This window comes from Paraburkholderia sp. HP33-1 (assembly GCF_021390595.1).
Lineage (GTDB): Bacteria > Pseudomonadota > Gammaproteobacteria > Burkholderiales > Burkholderiaceae > Paraburkholderia.
Map to the genome: position 1 here is coordinate 2,836,323 of NZ_JAJEJR010000001.1, position 17,675 is coordinate 2,853,997.

The following is a 17,675-nucleotide window of genomic DNA, read 5'->3' on the forward strand; positions in this document are numbered from 1 at the left end:
GGCGTCTGAGGCAGGTGTATGCCCGAGATACCACCAGATTGGGCGGAGTCTTCAGGACATCACACGAAACGCAGACACTGTATAAAAAAACAGTAGTCTTGGCAAGCGCGATTGTGATGCGAACGCGCATTTTTGCTGTCGCGCTGCCCCAACTACTCACAATAATGTTCGGAGACCGCTGCGCGCCGGGGCGAACCCCACGGTGCCGGCAAAGCCAGGCTGGCGCATCATGCGAATTCTGATAGCCGAAGACGACAGCATACTCGCGGACGGTCTGGTTCGATCACTCCGCCAATCGGCCTATGCCGTCGATCACGTCAAAAGCGGCGTGGAAGCCGATACCGCGTTGTCAATGCAGACGTTCGACCTATTGATCCTCGATCTGGGCCTGCCGCGCATGTCCGGGCTCGAGGTGCTGCGCCGCCTGCGCGCGCGCAATTCGAACCTGCCCGTGCTGATCCTGACCGCCGCCGATAGCGTCGACGAACGCGTCAAAGGCCTCGACCTCGGCGCCGACGACTACATGGCCAAGCCCTTCGCGCTGAACGAACTCGAAGCGCGCGTGCGCGCGCTGACGCGGCGCGGCGCGGGTGGCGGCCCGACGGTCGTGCGGCACGGCTCACTATCGTTCGATCAGGTGGGCCGCATCGCCTACGTGAACGACCAGGTGATCGATCTGTCCGCGCGCGAACTCGGCCTGCTCGAGGTGCTGCTGCAACGGATCGGCCGGCTGGTCTCGAAGGAGCAACTCGTCGACCATCTGTGCGAATGGGGCGAGGAAGTCAGCAACAACGCGATCGAAGTCTATGTGCACCGGTTGCGCAAGAAGATCGAGCCGAGCGGCGTGCGCATCATCACCGTGCGCGGGCTGGGCTACTGCCTGGAAAAGGCCGCGCCGCCGGCGACTGCGAGCCCGGCGCCAGGCGCAACCGCGAACGCGCCCGCCGGCTCCGAGCAGCAGGCGGCGCAAGCGACACAATCGCCCAGCGCGCCGCCGTCCGCCGCGATGCCGGCGAGCCACCACTACAAATAGAGGCCAGCGATGTCCGCACGCGCTGATCGCGCCACGGCGCACGCGGCGGACCTCGACGAGGCGCGCGACGCGCGCTACGCCAATCCGTTCGCCCCGCCCGACGAAACCGAAGCCGCCGCCGAAGCGCGTCCGCGCTCGCTGTTCGGCGAGATTCTCGACTGGATGCTCGCGCCGCTCCTGCTGCTGTGGCCGATGAGCCTCGCCGTCACGTATCTGGTGGCGAAGTCGATCGCGAACGGACCGTTCGACCGCGCGCTCGAAACCGACGCCTACGTGCTCGCGCGCCAGATCCACCCGGTCAACGGCGTCGCGGAGCTGGCGCTGCCCGAGTCGACGCGCGATTTCCTGCGCGCCGACAACGTCGACAGCGTGTTCTTCCAGGTGCTCGGCACACGCGGCGAGCTCGTCGCGGGCGAGCGCGACATGCCGCTGCCGCACGAGGAGGACCGCCCGCAACCCGGCATTGTGGAATTCCGCGACGACGTGCTGCGCGGCAACGACATTCGCGTCGCGTATACAACCGTCGAATTTCCGCAGACGCCGGGCGCGCAGCCCGTGCTCGTGCAGGTCGCCGAAACGCTCGACAAGCGCAGCCAGCTCGCCAACGACATCATCAAGGGCGTGATCCTGCCGCAGTTCGTGATCCTGCCGCTCGCGATTCTGCTCGTGTGGTTCGGGCTGTCGCGCGGGCTCGAGCCGCTGCATGCGCTGCAGGCGCACATCCGCGCGCGCCGGCCGGACGATCTGTCGCCGCTCGAGGCGCGCCGCGCGCCGCCGGAAATCGAGCCGCTCGTCACGTCGTTCAACGATCTGCTCACGCGCCTTGAACAGAACATGGAGCTGCAGAAGCGCTTCATCGCCGACGCCGCGCATCAGATGAAAACGCCGCTCGCCGGCCTGCGCACTCAGGCCGAGCTCGCGCTGCGCCAGAACGTGTCGGCCGAGGTGCATCGCTCGCTCGAACAGATCGCGGCGAGCTCCGGGCAGGCCGCGCGGCTCGTCACGCAGCTACTCGCGCTCGCGCGCGCGGAGAACCGCCGGTCGGGACAGATCTTTACACCGGTTGAGCTGGGCGAACTCGCGCGCAGCGCGGTGCGTGAATGGGTGCAGGCCGCGCTCGCCAAGCAGATGGACATCGGCTACGAAGCGCCCGGCGAGCCGGTCGAAGTCGCGGGCAATCCGGTCATGCTGCGCGAGATGCTGTCGAACCTGATCGACAACGCGATCCGCTATACGCCGGCGGGCGGCCGCATCACCGTGCGCGTGCGGCACGATACGGCCGCGCGGCGCGTGCATCTGGAAGTCGAGGACACCGGGCTCGGTATTCCGGTCAGCGAGCGCTCGCGCGTGGTCGAGCGGTTCTACCGGATTCTCGGCCGCGAGGAAGACGGCAGCGGCCTCGGTCTCGCGATCGTGCGCGAGATCACGGCGATGCACGGCGGCGAGCTCGTCATCGACGACAACGTCTACCAAGACTCGCCGCGGCTCGCCGGTACGCTTGTGCGTGTCAGCCTGGACGTGCTCGAACGGGGGCGGGACTTACCCTAACGCGGTCAGATCGCCAGCGGCGACGGCGGCTCATTTTTGAGATATTTCGACGCTAGTTGCACGAACATACCAGCGCATTATCTGAAATTGAGCGCCGATTCACCGTCATACCGGACTACCCCAGGTTATGCAGTCGAGTCAGAACGCCGTAAGTTTCCGCTCCAATAATCGGTTGCACGGGGACGCCTGTACCGGCGATCCGCGTGTATATCAATATTGGAGACGGCATATGGCTACTGTTGGCGGGCAATACTCGCACGCGCCGATGACGCGCGATGAGAAGCGGGTGATCTTCGCATCGTCGCTGGGTACGGTTTTCGAGTGGTACGACTTTTATCTGGCCGGCTCGCTTGCGGCCTTCATCAGCAAGAGCTTCTTCTCCGGCGTCAATCCGACCGCGGCGTTCATCTTCACGCTGCTCAGCTTCGCGGCGGGCTTCGCGGTGCGGCCGTTCGGCGCGATCGTGTTCGGCCGGCTCGGCGACATGGTCGGGCGCAAGTACACGTTCCTCATCACGATCGTCATCATGGGCCTGTCGACGTTCCTCGTCGGCTTCCTGCCCGGCTATGCGGCGATCGGCATCGCTTCGCCGGTGATCTTCATCGCGATGCGCCTGCTGCAGGGCCTCGCGCTCGGCGGTGAGTACGGCGGCGCCGCGACCTACGTGGCCGAACACGCACCGGCGGGGCGCCGCGGCTTCTACACCGCGTGGATCCAGACCACCGCGACGCTTGGCCTGTTCCTGTCGCTGCTCGTGATTCTCGGCGTGCGCACGACGATGGGCGAAGACGCGTTCGGCGTATGGGGCTGGCGCATTCCGTTCATCGCGTCGATCGTGCTGCTCGCGGTGTCGGTGTGGATTCGTTTGCAACTGCACGAGTCGCCGGTGTTCGAGCGGATCAAGGCCGAGGGCAAGACCTCGAAGGCGCCGCTCTCCGAAGCATTCGGCCAGTGGAAGAACCTGAAGGTCGTGATTCTCGCGCTGCTCGGCCTGACGGCCGGCCAGGCTGTCGTGTGGTACACGGGCCAGTTCTACACGCTGTTCTTCCTTACGCAGACGCTGAAGGTCGACGGTGCGAGCGCCAACATCATGATCGCGATCGCACTGCTGATCGGCACGCCGTTCTTCCTGTTCTTCGGCTCGCTGTCGGATCGGATCGGCCGCAAACCGATCATCATGGCCGGCCTGCTGATCGCCGCGCTGACCTACTTCCCGCTGTTCAAGGCGCTCACGCACTACACGAACCCGGCGCTCGAAGCGGCGACCGCGAAGTCGCCGATCGTCGTGATCGCCGATCCGGCTGAGTGCTCGTTCCAGTTCAACCCGGTGGGCACGGCGAAGTTCACAAGCTCGTGCGACATCGCCAAGGGCGCGCTGTCGCGCGCCGGCCTGAACTACGACAACGTCGCGGCGCCGGCCGGCACGATTGCGCAAATCCGCGTGGGGGATACGGTCGTCAACACGTTCGACGGCCGCGCCGCCGACGCGAAGGAGCAAGCCAAGACCTTCGAGAAGACGCTCGCGGCGACGCTGAAGGCCGCCGGCTACCCGCCGAAGGCCGACCCGGCGCAGATCAACTGGCCGATGACCATCGTGATCCTGACGATCCTCGTGATCTACGTGACGATGGTGTACGGGCCGATCGCGGCGATGCTGGTCGAGATGTTCCCGACGCGCATCCGCTATACGTCGATGTCGCTGCCGTATCACATCGGCAATGGCTGGTTCGGCGGCTTCCTGCCGGCGACCGCGTTCGCGATCGTCGCGGCGAACGGCAACATCTACTCGGGGCTCTGGTATCCGATCGTGATCGCGCTGGCCACGTTCGTGATCGGCATGCTGTTCGTGCGCGAAACCAAGGACTCGGATATCTACGCGAGGGATTGAGCGGCTCGATGGCCAAGGCTAATCGAAAAAGTTGTGCGACAGGGTTGACAGCCTACGGTTGCCCCAGCATAATCTCGCTTCTTTCGGCGAATTAGCTCAGTCGGTTAGAGCGACGGAATCATAATCCGCAGGTCCGGGGTTCGAGTCCCTGATTCGCCACCAGCTTCAAGAAAAAGCCGCTGTCCCACAAGGACAGCGGCTTTTTTGCTTTGAACCACCGCCAATGCGCCGGAAAAGGCGCACTACACATCTAAATTTTCGATGCGACGCTTCTTCGAAACATCGGGTGCTACACGCCGCATGCCAAATCTCCATGCGTGAAAGGGAAACGGCATTTGAGCTTTGACGGTCAATCCGCCGTGGACGGACTGACCGCCGGATGAAATCCCGCTGCTTCGATGGCGGCGGCCAGCCGCTCGGGCGGCAGCACGGAATCGATTTTCACGATTTTGCTTGAGATATCAACGTCGATCCTGGCCGCAGGGTCGACGTTCGTGACCGCGCGCGTAATCGCGCTGGCGCAGCCTCCACAGGACATATCCTTTACCTCGAATTCCATTTGAACCTCCATTGAGTGACAAGTAACTTAAGCATGAAGCTTCCCACGGTGGCATGGTCAAGTGGACGATGAGAAGACCGGATGCGGTGAGTCGCCGTCGAGACGATTTGCCCCAGCGAGAACGAGACGCTGAAAAAACCCGCAAAAAAGAACGCAACCTGACGCGATGCAGTCCTCGACTCTTCTATGGTCTGCCCACGAGGACACTTCCCTTCGAACCCTCCGTAGAGCACTACAACTGCTTACAAATCTCACACCGGACCGGTGCACCGCTGTGTCGATCACGGCGTTCTTGCTGACACACATCAACGGAGCGCGACATGAACACCAACCTGACTCCCAGTTCACCGCAGCGTAGTCGCATTCATCCTTTGGTCGCTGGCGCAGCCGTGGCGGTCATCCTCGCCAGCGCTACGGGTATCGCGGCGATGACGGGCGTTCTTCCGACGTCCCGAGCTGTGACGGCCCCTCAAACGCAAGCTCTACCGGTCGCCGCACAAATCGCCAGCGCACCGGTCGCTTCGCCGCAACCGAACGTTGAACAGCGTGTGACCCGGGAGGAAGCGCCCGCCCAACCGCGCGTCCAACATCACCATAGCGCGTCAACTGAGCAACCCCCGAGGTATGCGAACAACGACGCATATCCGTCGTCGGCACAACCCGCTCCGAGGCCAGTCGCCGTTGACCCGAACGTCGGCGAAGTCGTCGCCGTCAATACACTCCAGGAACCCGAGCCGACAACGGGTCTCGGGGCCGTAGGCGGGGCCGTCGCCGGTGGGCTGCTGGGAAATCAGGTCGGCGGAGGACGCGGTCGCGTTCTGGCAACGATCGCCGGCGCCGTCGGTGGCGGCCTTGCGGGCAATGGCATCGAGCATGCCGTACGCAAGGCGACGAGCTACCAGGTGCAGGTGAGGATGCAGGACGGCAGCTACCGGAACTTCAACTATTCGACGCAGCCACCGGTCCAGGTCGGTGAGCGCGTTCATGTCTCGGGCGACTCCCTGAGCGCGTCGTAGTCAGCCTCCAAAACCGGCGGGACCTTTACGCTTACTGCCGGTTACAGAATTGACAACCCGACTGTATCTTCTGCGGTCTGGCAGCCCCACAATCAGCGCCGTTCGTCTTTGTCTGGCACCCGCCAGAAGCGGGCAGAAAAGGAGAACTCCATGAAGCGCACCACCCTTCTTCTCGCAGTGGGAATTTCCGCTGTCTGTACTTCGAGCGCGGCTTTCGCTCACGCGGATATAGGCGTTTATCTGGGCGTTCCTGGACCCGTGTATGTCGCACCACCCCCGGTCGTGTACGAAGCGCCACCTCCGGTGGTCTACGCGCCGGCTCCAGTTTATGGCTACGGATACGGCTATCACGACGATTACCGCGACGAGCGCCGATGGCATGACAACGGTCATCACCGTGGGTGGTACAAGCATCACCATGGAGATGACGACGAGCAGTAAACCGGCCCGTCAAAAGCCGCGTCCGCTCACGCAGTGGTTCACCGACGGCGCACAATCCCCGCGCGCCACCCGGGCCCACTGCGACCAGCGGCGACCCGTTACCGTGTACCTTGCTTACGCCCGTTGCATGCCCGATTTCGTCCGTTCGACGAGTTCGAAGACGGCCATACCCGCCACCATGGCTGCGACGAATCCAATGGCCTTCGGGTAGCCCGCACCGAGTGCGACCAGCGCGGGCCCCGGGCAAAAGCCCGCCAGGCCCCAACCGATACCGAAAGCGGCGCTACCGAGGACAAGCCTTGGCGTAATCGCCGTGCTTGCCGGAAGCTGCACTGGCAAGCCTAGTAACGAGCGCTTGCGGCGTCTCGCGACGAAGAACGCCAGCGAAGCCACGACGATGGCGCCGACCATCACGAACGCGAGTGAGGGGTCCCAACGACCGGCGATATCAAGGAAGCCCTGCACCTTCGCCGGGTTGCTCATACCAGAGACCATCAGGCCAATGCCGAAAATCAGGCCCGAAAGCAGTGCTGTGAGGATTGCCATGTCAGCCTCCAATCAGGTGCCGTTGCACGAAAACAGTCAAAAAGCCCGCCGCCATGAAGGTCAGTGTGGCGACGAGCGAACGGAGCGAGCCGCGCGAAAGGCCGCACACGCCGTGGCCGCTCGTGCAGCCGCTGGCATAGCGGGTGCCAAGCCCCACCAGGAAGCCTGCAGCCAGGACGATGCCCCAGCTCGCCTCGATATCCGCAATTGCAGGCTTGCCAAGCAAGCCCGCAATCACAGGAGCGATGATGAGGCCTGCGACAAACGCGAAGCGCCAGCCGATATCGTTGCGCGGCAGGCTCAACAGGCCGCCGAAGATGCCGCTGATGCCGGCGATGCGACCGTTGAACAGCACGAGCACGGCGGCTGCCAGCCCGATGATGAGCCCGCCGGCCAGCGAGAGACCGGGTGTGAAATGGGCAAGGTCAATCAGCATGATTCGTCCCCTGAAGGATTGGTACAGAACTGTTGATAAAGCACGGCCATGACGGCGAGCGCCTGTGGACTCGCCACCGAATAGAAAATGTTCTTGCCCTCGCGGCGTGTGGCCACCAGGCCGTTTTCGCGAAGCACGCCCAGCTGCTGGGATAGGGTCGGCTGCAGGATGCCGAGCTCATCCTCGAGTTCGCTAACAGACAGTTCTCCTTGGGAGAGGCGGCACATCAGCAGCAGGCGGTCCGGGTTGGCGAGCACCTTGAGTAGCGCGCAGGCGTTCGTCGCGGCGGCCTGCATGGTGGCAAGGTCGATGGTGGGGTGAGATGGGTCCATGGGGCGGTCATTCAATTCACAAGTAGATATTATACTAAAACATATAATATCTACTTGTGAATTGGGTGATCCTTCCAGGCTTCATGGCCGCACGCAATGCCAGCTGAACCCAGCCACAACTCAGAAGTATGACCGGAGTGTGCCGCGCCGACGGATGTCGAGGGTCGCACAATGGAAGGCGCCGCCGAACGGCCCGTAGCTGAGGAACGCACACGGAATCGGTTCGAACCCCCAGTTCCTGAACGCCTTGATCAGCGACACCTGGGACGCGTCGACGATCACCCGGTTTTCGTCGAGCATCAACGTGTTGATACTGGTCCAGGGACTGCACATCGAGGCCTTCGACATGATCCCCTTGACCGGATCGGGGCGTGGGGCGACCAGTACATCCCAGCTCTTCAGAATCGGTGGGAGCCGGTCAACGTCGATATAGTCCGGGTTGACCAGCACCTTGCCCGGACACAATGGACTAAAGCTGGAATCGATATGCATGGGCTGACGGCAACGGGTTTCAATCTCGTGAATGCGAAAGCCATCGCCAAGATGGCGCCGGAGCCATTCGATGCCGGCCCGGTTCGTGACGTTGGAGCGGGTGACGAACAGGTCGCGGCCGCAGCGCGTGAAATCGGCGGCGTCGAACACCGGCTCGAACTCGGTGATGATGTAGCGCAACGGCTCAGCCGCCCCCGGGATGCGGTAGTCGTAATCGAATAGCTCGTCGGTCAGCTGCGGCCGCGGAGCCGAGACCCAGCGGGCCCCGCTGCGAAAGTACTCCTTGAATAGCGCACGGTACGCGTCGCCCTCGAAGTAGCGGGAACGCCAGCACATCGGCGTTTCGATGATCTCGTCGCCGATCACCAGGTATCCGTCACGCGGGCAGGACACGCAGAAGCCACGGCTGGACCACGAAGGCGTGCGAAAGCGGGCGCGATGGTTGACGACGGCGGGCCGGCGAACGGTTACACCTTCCCCTTCCAGGATGCGGACGAACTCCTCGAGTTCCCTGGTCGCCCGATGGATCATCCACTTCGGATAGCGCCGGCCCCCAAAGACCCGGTGCAGTCTGGCGGTGAAGCTCGGCACGTCGAAGGTGACGGTCACGTGGAATGGAGGAATGACCGCTCCGTCGAGCCGTCCGACGATGACCTCTTCGAGCGGGTCCCACTCGTTCCACGAGTTGACGGGCTTGCTGCTTTCCGATGTCCGATCCGGTGACAGCGGAACGGTCATTGCTGGCTTAACCTGGATATCGATCTTAGATCCTGTCGGCTGTTCGTTGGCAAAACGAACTTGCGCATGACCATGTGATGCGGTTACGTCGGCCGACGCGGCCCCCACCCGGCGGCGCAACAGCAAGCGCCGCGTCTCCGTGAGGTGCCAGGCCAGTAGCCCGGGCAGCCCCAGCGCGACGTCGGGTACCCGCTTGACCAGCGACAGCGCAAGCGCTATCTCCGCAGGCAGCCCGTAGATGTGACCAAGGAGCAGGAAACCGCCCTCCTGAACGCCGATGGCGCCCGGCACGGGGAAGGCCGCATCGCGCACCGCCTGGCCGATGCTTTCCAGCACCAGCGCCTGCGCGATGGTTGGCTCGGCACCCATGCACGTTAGCGCGATCCATATCTCCGCGACCCCGAAGACCCAGGCCGCCAGGTGGGCGAAGAGGGCACCCAGCATGGCCAACCTGTTCGCGTGGATGCGCTGCAGGTTGTCGTGCAGCCGGATCTCGCTGCCGAACGATGCCTTCAACCAGCGGGCTGCCGCGAGCATGCCGCGCTCGACCAGATCGAACAGGCTGAAGCGCTGTGCGACGTAGAAGCCGACGAGCGCCGCCGCTGCGATCAGCAGGCCGGTCGCCAGCCACTGTGCGATCGCGCCTGCACGGCCGTCCGCAACGAGCAGCCCGAACCCCGCAACGGTAAACAGGAACTGGGCGAACGCCTGAATCAGCAGGTCGACAAGAATTGATGCGCCAGCAAGACCGCCAGCCACACCCCAGAAGGTCAGCAGCCGCGCGCCGATCAGATCGCCACCGAACGACGCGACCGGAAGCAACACGTTGATCGCCTCTCGCACCCAGCGCAGGAATACGAACAGCCCGAAACCCCGCTGCGTCAGCGGGCGAACGAGACAGCCCCAAGCTACGCCGGTCAACCCCATGATGCCGGCGCGAATCGCCACGATGGCGGCGATGCCCCAACCGACGCGGGCTATGGCATGCAGCACGAGTGTTGCATCGTTGGCGACGACCAGCACAACGGCTGCGATGAGCCCACAGGAAGTAACGACGACCGTACCGATCGCAATACTCCGGCTATTCTTCAGCGCGGGAATGTCTGTTTGAGTTTCGAACAAACGACCTCCTACAGGCAGACACTCTCCCGCCAGTAACCCCGGTTGCGGTAGATCGAGCTTATTCGTTTTGCGGCGCCAAACTGCGTGCGCCGGGCCGTCCTGCTAACGAGGCCAGCGACGCCCGAGGCAATTCCTCAACGGCGAGCGCCCACAGGGAATACGCAACGCCGCGCTGGAACAACGAACTGACAGCAGCGCGAAACTCGCCCCTGCCGAGCGCGTACGCCGAGTCAGTCACTGCAATGGCGCCATGCATGAGGACACTGGCATGGCGGTAGCACCCCATCATGCAGGCATTGCAGGGCTCCCGATTGTCGGGCAGCCGGTCGAGGTCGAAGACGGAGCCCATCGGCTCAGGCCACGCCTCGCAACGCCAGATATCGAGGTTCCAGTCGATATAAAAATACTTGCTGCCACCGATACAGGGGATCAGTTGCTGTTCGCCGCGCACGAACCGCGCGACCTCGGCCAGCGCAGCGCTCGGGTCCATCACACGAAAATGCTTTTTGAGGCGCGCGATTGCGCTCAACGCTTCGAGCAGTTCGTCAGGGCTGAGATCGACGAGCGTCGATTTTTCGTCGTAAACAAGCGATGTGGAACCGAACGCCTCGCGTCGTGGATAGGAAAAAACGACGCTATCGAAGCCAAGCCGGTTGAGTGTCTCGGGAAGCAATTCGTAACGGACCAGACGGCTCACCGTAATCGATGCGCAGACCTCGATGCCGAAGCTATGCGCCTGAGCGATACCCTCGCGGATGCGAGCCTCCAGACCGCGCAGGCCGCGGTTGCGCTCGTGCTCACTCATGTCCGCACTATCGATGGAAATCAGAAGACGCTTGAGGCCAGCCGCCGCCAGTTCCTTGATGTGGCGGGGGAGAAACCAGCCGTTCGTGATCACGCCGCACTGGATGCCGGCCTTGGTGGCTGACGCCACGAGCGATGCGATCTCGGGGTGAACCAGCGGTTCGCCTCCCTGCAGCGTCATGTAACGAATCCGGCGTCTGCGCAGGATCGGCAGCGCACGCGCGAACTCATCAGGATCGAGATAGCGACGCGGGCCCGCCAGGTTCTTTTCGCGCGAGAACCCGCAGAAGTCGCATGCGGCGTTGCAAACGTTCGTCACCGATACGTCACAGACCGCAGGAAGTGGATTCCTTGGCTCGCTTCCGACAGCGTCTACGCGCGGAAGATTGCGCCACTTGATGGTCCGCTCTGTCGTATCCATGAAGCCCTCGCGGTCTGCTGACGAATTCGGCAAGAACCATCGTAGGATACACGCCACTAAAGCGCTCCGGGTTTGTTGCCGCCTCCTTCTCTTGCGAGAATAGCGTCATGAGCCAGCCCGGCCAGTTCTCTGCGGAGGTTCCAACGCGCATCAAGGATGCAGGACCTGGCAGGCTTCCTTCCAGAATCGCCCATCCGTTGCAACTTCGAGGAGGTTCCCCTGATGACGTTCCGCACCGTCGCGCTCGCCGCAACCACCGCTGCGCTCACGCTCGCCGGCACGACCGCCACCCTGACCGCTCAAGCCCAAACCCCGACCCCGTCCAACAGCCAGTGGCGCGCCAGCTCAACCATGCTCGCGACGTTGCTGCAGGACGGCTACAAGATCGTCGCCGTCGTCAACACGGGCCCGACCGACACGATCTTCGTGCAGCGGGATCAGAGCGCGTTCAAATGCATCGATCCACTGCAGCCGGATGGCAAAGCGAAAACGTCAGCGGCGCCGGGCTGTTACGAACTGGTACCGCCGAGCGGCGCCGCGGCCGCCTCGGAATCCAGATAACGTGATTTGAAGCGCGAGCCAAAGACCGCGACGTTTCAGCGGTCCACCAGCCGGCTCAGATTGCCGCGCACCCGCTGCAAAAACGCGATCAGCTGCGCTGTTTCTTCATCGCTGAAGCCGTCCAGCGCTTCGAGCGCAACCTCGTCGCCGACCTTGCGCGCCTTGCCGAGCGTGCGCTCGGCCTTCGGCGTCATGCGCACCTGGCGCTCGCGACGATCCTGCGGATTCGCGGCCCGCTCGATCCAGCCGCCCTCCTCCATCCGGTCGAGCAGCCGGCCCGCCGAGATCGGAGCGACCTCGAGCAGGTCCGCGAGCCGCGCCTGATTGATGTCGCCGTAATGGCCGAGATAGGCCAGCACGCGGCACTGCGCGCGCGTCAGATCGACCGACGACTTCGCAAGATCGTCGAACCGCTTGCCCGAGAGGCGGCCGACGTCGTAAATCAGAAAGCCGAAGCGCTCTTCGAATTGAGTTTTCATGCGCGGATTATACGGAAGCACTCCGGCTTGCAGAGCGACTGCGCATGCGTTCGACCGTCAGCACAACTCCCGATAGCGCAAACCCGCACATCCGATATACTAAGCATGCTTACTATTTCGACGATCCCCACCCTTCATGTCTTCCGCCTCCACGCCGACGAGCACTACCGCACCGCTCAACCGGCCGATGATCACGATCTCGATCATGCTCGCGACGCTGATCCAGACGCTCGACAGCACGATCGCCAACGTCGCGCTGCCGCATATGCAAGGCACGCTGTCCGCGTCACAGGACGAGATCACGTGGGTGCTCACCTCCTATATCGTCGCCGCCGCGATCGCCACGCCGCTCACCGGCTGGCTGTCGGATCGCCTCAGCATGAAGCGGCTGCTGCTGATCGCGATCGGCGGCTTCACGGTGTCGTCCGCGCTCTGCGGACTCTCCGAGACGCTGCCGCAGATCGTCGGGTCGCGCCTGCTGCAGGGGGTCTTCGGCGCGTCGCTGGTGCCGCTGTCGCAATCGATCCTGCTCGACATCAACCCACGCGAAAAGCAGGGCCAGGCAATGGCCGTGTGGGGTATGGGCGTGATGGTCGGGCCGATTCTCGGTCCGACGCTCGGCGGCTGGCTGACCGATAGCTACAACTGGCGCTGGGTGTTCTTTATCAACGTGCCGATCGGCGCGTTCGCGCTGTTCGGCGTGGCGACTTTCCTGCCGACGCGCGAGCCGAAACACGACGTGAAGTTCGACGCGTTCGGCTTCATCACGCTCGGCCTCGCGATCGGCGCGTTGCAGGCGATGCTCGATCGCGGCGAGCAGCTCGACTGGTTTTCGTCGACCGAGATCGTGATCGAGGCGCTCGTCGCGGCGATCAGCTTCGCGTTCTTTCTGGTGCACACGGCGACGGTCGGCAAGGATTCGTTCTTCAAGTACCAGTTGCTGAAAGACCCGAACTTCGCGACCGGCACGTTCTTCATCTTCGTGATCGGCGCGGTGATGTACGCGACGCGCGCGCTGCTGCCGCCGATGCTGCAGAACCTGATGGGCTATCCGGTCGCGATGACGGGCCTCGTCACCGCGCCGAGCGGCGCGGGCACGATGGTCGCCATGCTGATCGCCGGCCGGCTGCTAAGACGTGTCGACGCGCGGCTGCTACTGCTCTGCGGCTTCCTGATTTCGGCGTTCGCGCTCTGGCAGATGATGCATTACACGATCGTGCTGTCGGCGTCGAATATCGTGTGGCCTGGCGTGATCCAGGGCTTCGGGCTCGGCCTCGTGTTCGTGCCGCTGTCCGCGCTGACGTTTTCGACGCTGTCGCCGGAGTTGCGCGCGGACGGCACCGCGACGTACAGCCTGATGCGCAACATCGGCAGCAGTATCGGCATTTCGATCGTGCAGACGCTGATGACGCGCAACACGCAAATCTCGCACGCGGACCTCGCGGCAAATATCACCGCGTTCAATCCGGCGATCCGGCCGATGCTCGACAGCGGCTCGAGCTATGACATCGCGGCGCTGAACGCGTCGATCACTCAGCAGGCGTCGATGGTCGCGTATCTGAACGACTTCAAGCTGATGTTCATGGCGACGCTGCTAGTGATCCCGCTGCTGCTGCTGATCCGGCCGTCGCGCAAGGCGCCCGATGCATCGGTTGCGCATGCGGCGATGGATTGAGATCGGGACCGAGTGCGGCGACGCCGGCCTTAGCCTTCGATTCTCCCGCGCGTCACGCCGAGCAATGACGCCATCGCCGCGCGCGCCCCTGCGGCATCGCGCGCGCAGATCGCGTCGAACACCGCCGTGTGCTCGGCGAGCGACGCATTGAACACGTCGGCGCGTTTCGCATTGAGCCGCAACTGGGCCTCCAGCGTGCGCTCGATCAGCGCACCGAGCGGAATCAGCAATTCGTTGCTGCACGCAGTGAGCACGCTCAGGTGGAACTGCAGATCCGCGCGCACCCATTCGTCCACGTTACGCGCCGCCACCATCGAGGCATGCGCGGCCGCGAGCGCGCCCAACGTCTCGTCGGTGTACGCGTCGGCCGCGAGGCCGGCGGCGTACGGCTCGATCATCTCGCGCATTTCCTGAAGCTTCAGGGCGAACGCCATCGGCTCGGCGACGCGTGAGTACCAGTCGAGCAGATCGGCATCGAGCAGATTCCACGCGGACTTCTGACGCACGCGCGTACCGACGCGCGGGCGCGATCCGATCAGCCCTTTCGACGTCAGCGTGCGCAGCGCCTCGCGCAGCACCGTACGGCTCACGCCGTACGTCTCCATCAACTCGGCTTCGCGCGGCAGGATCGAGTCCGGCGCGTGGTCGCCGCGCAGAATCGCGGTCGCGAGCAGTTGGGCGACTCGCCCGTGCAGATCGTGCTGAATGGCTTTCTCCTCGCGGCTGGTGGTGGGGTGGCGCAACGCGGCCGTCATTCTTTCAGTCTGACCACTATTTGGCAAATAGTACTATTAATAGTACTTTAAAGCGCTTTTGTTGTAGCATCGAATCTCCGAATTTTTCCGCGGCCGCGCAGGCCTGCTTTGCATGGGACATAGGAGACACGCGCCATGAAAATCACCAAGCTCGAAACCTTCATCGTCCCGCCGCGCTGGTGCTTCCTGAAGATCGAGACCGACGAGGGCATCGTCGGTTGGGGCGAGCCGGTGGTGGAAGGCCGCGCGCATACGGTCGCCGCGGCCGTCGAGGAACTGTCCGACTATCTGATCGGCAAGGACCCGCTGCTGATCGAGGATCACTGGCAGGTGATGTACCGCTCGGGCTTCTATCGCGGCGGCCCGATCACGATGAGCGCGATCGCCGGCGTCGATCAGGCGCTGTGGGACATCAAGGGCAAGCATCATGGCGTGCCGGTGCATGCGCTGCTCGGCGGCCAGGTGCGCGACAGGATCAAGGTGTATTCGTGGATCGGCGGCGACCGTCCGAGCGATGTCGCCAACAACGCGCGCGCGGTGGTCGAGCGCGGCTTCAAGGCCGTCAAGATGAACGGCTCGGAAGAGCTGCAGATCATCGACACCTTCGACAAGGTACAAGGCGTCATCAACAACGTCGCGGCGGTCCGCGAGGCGGTCGGGCCGAACATCGGCATCGGCGTGGACTTCCACGGCCGCGTGCACAAGCCGATGGCGAAGGTGCTCGCCAAGGAACTCGACCCGTACAAGCTGCTGTTCATCGAAGAGCCGGTGCTCTCGGAGAACGCCGAGGCGCTGCGCGACATCGTCAATCAGACCAACACGCCGATCGCGCTCGGCGAGCGTCTGTATTCGCGCTGGGACTTCAAGCACATCCTGTCGGGCGGCTACGTCGACATCATCCAGCCGGACGCGTCGCACGCGGGCGGCATCACCGAGTGCCGCAAGATCGCCGCGATGGCCGAAGCCTACGACGTCGCGCTCGCGCTGCATTGCCCGCTCGGCCCGATCGCGCTCGCGACCTGCCTGCAGATCGACGCGGTGAGCTACAACGCTTTCATCCAGGAACAGAGCCTCGGCATCCACTACAACCAGGGCAACGACCTGCTCGACTACATCCGCAACCCGGAAGTCTTCAAGTACGAAGACGGCTTCGTGTCGATTCCGCAGGGCCCGGGACTTGGCATCGAGGTCAACGAAGAGAAGGTGCGCGAGATGGCGAAGGTCGGTCATCGCTGGCGCAATCCGGTGTGGCGTCACGCGGACGGCAGCGTCGCCGAGTGGTGATCTGAGCAGCTGAGCGAATCAGGCGGAATGCTGCCGGCGGGCGGCGTTCCGGCTTTGCGCGGTTTGCGTTTCACCCTCACCCGCCGTCGATAAAAAACACCAAAAGGCTACCTCCGTGGAGACAACCCACATTCACGTCCACGCGCAAGCGACCGGCAAGCGCCACCGCCTGCTCGCGATGCTGTTCATCACCGTGGTCATCACGTATCTCGATCGCAGCAATCTGTCGATCGCCGCAACCGCGATCGGCCAGGACCTGCAACTCGATCCCGCCCAGATGGGCCTCGTGTTTTCGGCCTTCGGCTGGTCGTACGCGCTGCTGCAGATTCCCGGCGGCATCCTCGTGGACCGCACGCGCCCTCGCCTGCTGCTCGCGCTGATCATCGGGCTGTGGTCGCTCGCGACGCTGCTGCAAGGCTTCGCCAGCGCGTTCGTGATGCTGCTGTCGCTGCGCGTGCTGCTCGGAGCGCTCGAAGCGCCCGCCTATCCGACGCTCAATCGCGTCGTCACCACGTGGTTTCCGGATAACGAGCGGGCCCGCGCGATCGCCACCTACACGTCCGGCCAGTACGTCGGGCTGGCATTCCTGACGCCCGCGCTCGTGCTCACGCAGCAGCATTTCGGCTGGCCGGGCGTGTTCTTTCTGACGGGCGCGATCGGCCTCGGCTGGGCGCTCGTCTGGTACGCGCTGTACCGCGAGCCGTCCGAGGCCACCGACATTAACGCCGCCGAGCTCGAAACCATCCGCGCGGGCGGCGGCCTCGTCGACCTCGGGAACATGCAGCGCGCCCGCGCGCGCTACACCGCCGCCGACTGGCGCGCCGTGCTCGGCAACCGTAAGTTGTGGGGCGTGTATATCGGCCAGATCGCCGTGACCTCGACGCTGTGGTTCTTCCTCACCTGGTTTCCGACCTACCTCGTCAAGTACCGGCACATGGACTTCCTGAAGGCCGGCTTCATGGCGGCCGTGCCGTTTCTCGCCGCGTTCGTCGGAATTCTGGGCTCGGGTCTGCTGTCGGACTGGATGATCCGGCGCGGCGTGTCGGCCACGGTCGCGCGCAAGGTGCCGATCGTCACGGGCCTCCTGCTATCGACAACGATCGTCGGCGCGAACTACGTCGACACGCCCGCGATGGTGATCCTCTTCATGGCGATCGCGTTCTTCGGCAGCGGCTTTGCGTCGATAACGTGGGTGCTGGTGTCGTCGATGGCGAAGAAGGAATTGCTCGGCCTGACCGGCGGCATGTTCAACCTGATGGGCAATCTGTCGTCGATCTGCGTGCCGGTGGTGATCGGGTTCATCGTCCGCAACGGCGACTTCAAGCCCGCGCTGATGTTCATGAGCGCAGTCGGCGTGATCGGCGCGCTGTCGTATCTGTTCCTAGTGGGCAAGATCGAGCGCATCCGCTGAGCGCCTCGTTCGTGGCCCTGCCCGCGCGTCACGGCCACGTGACGCGCGGGCCTTCGCACCGTTTGTTCGGTATCGGACAGACGTATCGCCAGCGCCTTGCTGAAATGCATGCAAACGACACATGCATTGGGCAC

Annotated in this window: 17 protein-coding genes and 1 tRNA gene; 10 read left to right on the forward strand and 8 right to left on the reverse strand. The window is 63.8% G+C overall.

What is annotated here, in order from left to right:
* Positions 1-229 precede the first annotated feature (229 nt).
* The 4 genes from L0U81_RS12950 (at position 230) to L0U81_RS12965 (ending at position 4,631) form a co-directional block, all read left to right on the forward strand.
* On the forward strand, positions 230-1,033 hold the full coding sequence (locus tag L0U81_RS12950; RefSeq protein ID WP_233803224.1) for a response regulator transcription factor: 804 nt from the start codon (positions 230-232) through the stop codon (positions 1,031-1,033).
* A gap of 9 nt (positions 1,034-1,042) precedes the next feature.
* On the forward strand, positions 1,043-2,581 hold the full coding sequence (locus L0U81_RS12955) for a sensor histidine kinase (protein WP_233803226.1): 1,539 nt from the start codon (positions 1,043-1,045) through the stop codon (positions 2,579-2,581).
* A 229-nt stretch (positions 2,582-2,810) separates the two neighbouring features.
* Entirely contained in the window at positions 2,811-4,469 is a 1,659-nt protein-coding gene (locus L0U81_RS12960; RefSeq protein ID WP_233803228.1) for an MFS transporter, read from the forward strand.
* An 85-nt stretch (positions 4,470-4,554) separates the two neighbouring features.
* Positions 4,555-4,631: transfer RNA gene (locus L0U81_RS12965), tRNA-Met, on the forward strand.
* A gap of 187 nt (positions 4,632-4,818) precedes the next feature.
* Here L0U81_RS12965 and L0U81_RS12970 read toward each other — a convergent pair.
* Complete coding sequence (locus L0U81_RS12970) at positions 4,819-5,028, reverse strand: heavy-metal-associated domain-containing protein (RefSeq protein ID WP_233803230.1); 210 nt, start codon at positions 5,026-5,028, stop codon at positions 4,819-4,821.
* Positions 5,029-5,348: 320 nt separating this feature from the next.
* Here L0U81_RS12970 and L0U81_RS12975 point away from each other — a divergent pair, with 320 nt between their 5' ends.
* Complete coding sequence (locus tag L0U81_RS12975; RefSeq protein WP_233803232.1) at positions 5,349-6,044, forward strand: glycine zipper 2TM domain-containing protein; 696 nt, start codon at positions 5,349-5,351, stop codon at positions 6,042-6,044.
* 150 nt (positions 6,045-6,194) lie between these two features.
* The gene (locus L0U81_RS12980) at positions 6,195-6,485 is read left to right on the forward strand and encodes a hypothetical protein (protein ID WP_233803234.1); all 291 of its coding nucleotides are present in this window, start codon (positions 6,195-6,197) and stop codon (positions 6,483-6,485) included.
* Positions 6,486-6,599: 114 nt separating this feature from the next.
* Here L0U81_RS12980 and L0U81_RS12985 read toward each other — a convergent pair whose 3' ends face one another.
* From L0U81_RS12985 to L0U81_RS13005, 5 genes are all read right to left on the reverse strand, one after another.
* Positions 6,600-7,031 (reverse strand): YeeE/YedE family protein, encoded by a 432-nt coding sequence (locus L0U81_RS12985; protein WP_233803236.1) that lies wholly within the window; start codon positions 7,029-7,031, stop codon positions 6,600-6,602.
* A gap of 1 nt (position 7,032) precedes the next feature.
* Positions 7,033-7,467, reverse strand: a complete 435-nt coding sequence (locus L0U81_RS12990) for a YeeE/YedE family protein (RefSeq protein WP_233803238.1) — start codon at positions 7,465-7,467, stop codon at positions 7,033-7,035.
* Positions 7,461-7,799 (reverse strand): ArsR/SmtB family transcription factor, encoded by a 339-nt coding sequence (locus L0U81_RS12995; protein ID WP_233803240.1) that lies wholly within the window; start codon positions 7,797-7,799, stop codon positions 7,461-7,463. The genes L0U81_RS12990 and L0U81_RS12995 overlap by 7 nt, the downstream gene beginning before the upstream one ends.
* Before the next feature lie 120 nt (positions 7,800-7,919).
* Complete coding sequence (locus L0U81_RS13000) at positions 7,920-10,151, reverse strand: lysylphosphatidylglycerol synthase domain-containing protein (protein WP_233803242.1); 2,232 nt, start codon at positions 10,149-10,151, stop codon at positions 7,920-7,922.
* 58 nt (positions 10,152-10,209) lie between these two features.
* Entirely contained in the window at positions 10,210-11,376 is a 1,167-nt protein-coding gene (locus tag L0U81_RS13005) for a radical SAM protein (protein ID WP_233803244.1), read from the reverse strand.
* A gap of 222 nt (positions 11,377-11,598) precedes the next feature.
* Between L0U81_RS13005 and L0U81_RS13010 the strand changes: the two genes are divergently transcribed.
* Positions 11,599-11,937, forward strand: coding sequence for a hypothetical protein (locus tag L0U81_RS13010; protein WP_233803246.1), 339 nt, complete (start codon positions 11,599-11,601; stop codon positions 11,935-11,937).
* Positions 11,938-11,972: 35 nt separating this feature from the next.
* Here L0U81_RS13010 and L0U81_RS13015 read toward each other — a convergent pair whose 3' ends face one another.
* Positions 11,973-12,416: a MarR family winged helix-turn-helix transcriptional regulator gene (locus tag L0U81_RS13015; RefSeq protein WP_233803248.1), complete on the reverse strand. Its 444-nt coding sequence runs from the start codon at positions 12,414-12,416 to the stop codon at positions 11,973-11,975.
* Positions 12,417-12,552: 136 nt separating this feature from the next.
* Here L0U81_RS13015 and L0U81_RS13020 point away from each other — a divergent pair, with 136 nt between their 5' ends.
* The gene (locus L0U81_RS13020; RefSeq protein WP_233803250.1) at positions 12,553-14,091 is read left to right on the forward strand and encodes a DHA2 family efflux MFS transporter permease subunit; all 1,539 of its coding nucleotides are present in this window, start codon (positions 12,553-12,555) and stop codon (positions 14,089-14,091) included.
* 29 nt (positions 14,092-14,120) lie between these two features.
* Here L0U81_RS13020 and L0U81_RS13025 read toward each other — a convergent pair whose 3' ends face one another.
* The gene (locus L0U81_RS13025; RefSeq protein ID WP_233803252.1) at positions 14,121-14,846 is read right to left on the reverse strand and encodes a FadR/GntR family transcriptional regulator; all 726 of its coding nucleotides are present in this window, start codon (positions 14,844-14,846) and stop codon (positions 14,121-14,123) included.
* A gap of 135 nt (positions 14,847-14,981) precedes the next feature.
* Here L0U81_RS13025 and dgoD point away from each other — a divergent pair, with 135 nt between their 5' ends.
* Positions 14,982-16,130 (forward strand): galactonate dehydratase, encoded by a 1,149-nt coding sequence (dgoD, locus tag L0U81_RS13030; RefSeq protein WP_233803254.1) that lies wholly within the window; start codon positions 14,982-14,984, stop codon positions 16,128-16,130.
* A 115-nt stretch (positions 16,131-16,245) separates the two neighbouring features.
* Entirely contained in the window at positions 16,246-17,541 is a 1,296-nt protein-coding gene (locus L0U81_RS13035; RefSeq protein WP_233803256.1) for an MFS transporter, read from the forward strand.
* Positions 17,542-17,675 lie beyond the last annotated feature (134 nt).

Excerpts from the sequence above, each read along its gene's own strand:
- L0U81_RS12975 (WP_233803232.1), top strand. The coding sequence starts at position 5,349 with ATGAACACCAACCTGACTCCCAGTTCACCGCAGCGTAGTCGCATTCAT.
- L0U81_RS12995 (WP_233803240.1), bottom strand. The coding sequence starts at position 7,799 with ATGGACCCATCTCACCCCACCATCGACCTTGCCACCATGCAGGCCGCC.
- L0U81_RS12985 (WP_233803236.1), bottom strand. The coding sequence starts at position 7,031 with ATGGCAATCCTCACAGCACTGCTTTCGGGCCTGATTTTCGGCATTGGC.
- L0U81_RS13020 (WP_233803250.1), top strand. The coding sequence starts at position 12,553 with ATGTCTTCCGCCTCCACGCCGACGAGCACTACCGCACCGCTCAACCGG.
- L0U81_RS12950 (WP_233803224.1), top strand. The coding sequence starts at position 230 with ATGCGAATTCTGATAGCCGAAGACGACAGCATACTCGCGGACGGTCTG.
- L0U81_RS13005 (WP_233803244.1), bottom strand. The coding sequence starts at position 11,376 with ATGGATACGACAGAGCGGACCATCAAGTGGCGCAATCTTCCGCGCGTA.
- L0U81_RS13015 (WP_233803248.1), bottom strand. The coding sequence starts at position 12,416 with ATGAAAACTCAATTCGAAGAGCGCTTCGGCTTTCTGATTTACGACGTC.
- L0U81_RS13025 (WP_233803252.1), bottom strand. The coding sequence starts at position 14,846 with ATGACGGCCGCGTTGCGCCACCCCACCACCAGCCGCGAGGAGAAAGCC.
- L0U81_RS12970 (WP_233803230.1), bottom strand. The coding sequence starts at position 5,028 with ATGGAATTCGAGGTAAAGGATATGTCCTGTGGAGGCTGCGCCAGCGCG.
- dgoD (WP_233803254.1), top strand. The coding sequence starts at position 14,982 with ATGAAAATCACCAAGCTCGAAACCTTCATCGTCCCGCCGCGCTGGTGC.
- L0U81_RS12955 (WP_233803226.1), top strand. The coding sequence starts at position 1,043 with ATGTCCGCACGCGCTGATCGCGCCACGGCGCACGCGGCGGACCTCGAC.
- L0U81_RS12980 (WP_233803234.1), top strand. The coding sequence starts at position 6,195 with ATGAAGCGCACCACCCTTCTTCTCGCAGTGGGAATTTCCGCTGTCTGT.
- L0U81_RS12990 (WP_233803238.1), bottom strand. The coding sequence starts at position 7,467 with ATGCTGATTGACCTTGCCCATTTCACACCCGGTCTCTCGCTGGCCGGC.
- L0U81_RS12960 (WP_233803228.1), top strand. The coding sequence starts at position 2,811 with ATGGCTACTGTTGGCGGGCAATACTCGCACGCGCCGATGACGCGCGAT.
- L0U81_RS13010 (WP_233803246.1), top strand. The coding sequence starts at position 11,599 with ATGACGTTCCGCACCGTCGCGCTCGCCGCAACCACCGCTGCGCTCACG.